Origin of the sequence: Psychrobacter sp. FME5, assembly GCF_014861375.1 — a bacterium.
Classification (GTDB): Bacteria; Pseudomonadota; Gammaproteobacteria; order Pseudomonadales; family Moraxellaceae; genus Psychrobacter.
This window is the reverse complement of the sequence record NZ_RRYX01000209.1, coordinates 1-1,793: the sequence shown is the minus strand read 5'-3', so window position 1 is coordinate 1,793 and position 1,793 is coordinate 1. Positions and strand designations below refer to the sequence as shown.

Annotated in this window: 3 protein-coding genes; 2 read left to right on the top strand and 1 reads right to left on the bottom strand. The window is 38.3% G+C overall.

Translation table 11 applies throughout. The features are described from left to right. The coding region (locus EI161_RS14200; RefSeq protein WP_192529538.1) for an IS30 family transposase at window positions 1-317 on the top strand (317 nt) is incomplete at its 5' end. A gap of 242 nt (window positions 318-559) precedes the next feature. On the opposite strand, the gene EI161_RS14195 is transcribed toward EI161_RS14200, so the two are convergent. Further along, window positions 560-919, bottom strand: a complete 360-nt coding sequence (locus EI161_RS14195; RefSeq protein ID WP_192524936.1) for a hypothetical protein — start codon at window positions 917-919, stop codon at window positions 560-562. A 665-nt stretch (window positions 920-1,584) separates the two neighbouring features. Here EI161_RS14195 and EI161_RS14190 point away from each other — a divergent pair. Then, window positions 1,585-1,793: IS1 family transposase (locus tag EI161_RS14190; protein ID WP_192529899.1), on the top strand; the 209-nt coding region annotated here is incomplete at its 3' end.

Here is a 1,793-nt window from a genome sequence, read left to right as displayed (position 1 = left end):
CAATGATAGGTATCCTAAAGCCAGTGAGGTTGCAGGTTAAGACCATTACCTCTGATAATGGTAAAGAGTTTGCTCAGCATAAGAAGGTGAAACAAAAGCTCTTTAGCGCTTTCTTCTTTGCCGATGCTTATGCGTCATGGCAGCGAGGAACCAACGAGAATACCAACGGATTAATCAGAGAGTTCTTGCCTAAGGGTTGTGACTTTAGACAAGTCTCTGATAATGAGATACAGGACATTGAGAATAAACTAAACAACAGACCAAGAAAACGCTTAGGGTTTAAAACGCCCAATCAGGTGTTGTATAATATAATTTAGCGTTGCACTTGGTGTGTTAATCTAAGTAAGATAAAACACTTACACTCGTTCCTTTATTATTCTGATTTTTAGAAATGATCTGACATACAATGCTGTGTTGATGCTTTAGGTGTTTTGTCTTTTTATTGGCCACGAAAGATTGTAAGTAATAGGCATGGTTAGTTATAAATGACAGGCACAAAAAAAGAGAGCATTGGCTCTCTTTTTTTTACTACAGTGTACTTATTGTATGAACAATAAAATTACTGAGCTTCTTCTTCAACGACAACAACGTCGTCAGCTGCATCAACAGCAGGTGTTTCGCTAGCTACGTCAACGCTAGTAGTGTCGCCGTCTACAGGAACTTCAGCGTCGATTTCGTCAGTAGCAGTAGCAACTTGTGCATCAGCGATGTCAGCTTCAGCGTCAGCAACAGCAGCTTCTGCATCAGCAGGAACAACTTCGCCTTCAGCAGCAGCGTCGTCTAGATTTTCTTGTGCGTCTTGCACTTCTTCTTGTGCGTCAGATAAATCTTCAGCAGCGTTTTCTTTGTTGCTGTCACAGGCAGTTAGGCCCATAGATGCAGTCATGATACCAGCTAGAGCAAGTAATTTAAGATTCATAATGTTTTCTCCAGAAAAATGAAATGAGCAGTAGCAGCAACAAAGGTTGAAATCCGATTCATCTCAGAAGTCAACTAGTCTCAGTTACAGCTACTCAGCTTCCACGCATTCTATATGTTTTCATTCTAAATGGAAATAGGCCGTACAATTAAGTAACAATAAAACTCTACCTAAGGTTTTAACTGCTTTAGTTATTATAACTATTAATACAAGATTTCAAATTAATCGACGTATAATCAATAATATCCGTCTATTCTGAAAGGCTTTTCTAAGCCTACATTTTGTGCTAATTTTTGCTAATTTACTGTGTCTTGTGGGCGAAATGACTGGTTAATTGGCCAACCAATATGATGCTAGGGCATGTCCTAGTAGAAATAAACTATTAGAAAAAAACAAGCTATTAGGAAGGACGCTATTTGGAAAGACGCTATTAGCATCGGTGAACACAGTATAATTTATGAGAGCTTGTCTTTAATAAACTTGGTAAAAGCGTTAAATCAAAGGATTGAACTAAAAGTTATAAAACCATTAATACCAATAACAATCAACACAAATCATAGTATTGATCGTATATTTGAGGAATAAAATTATGGGTGGTGTGTCAGAAAGTATGCTGAAGAAATAAAGGAGGGTGACAGCCAAAGCAAGATGATATATTTGAGGTTATGAAGACACAAATAGATATCAGCTGCCCCGACTGTCACAGTCCCAGTTTAAAGAAAAACGGCATAAAAAGCTATGGCAAGCAGAACTACCAATGCAAGGACTGCAAACGTCAATTCATTGGTGACCATGCCTTAACTTATAAGGGCTGTCACTCTAAAATAGAAGACATCATACGGCTAATGACGGTGAGAGGTTGCGGTGTTAGAGA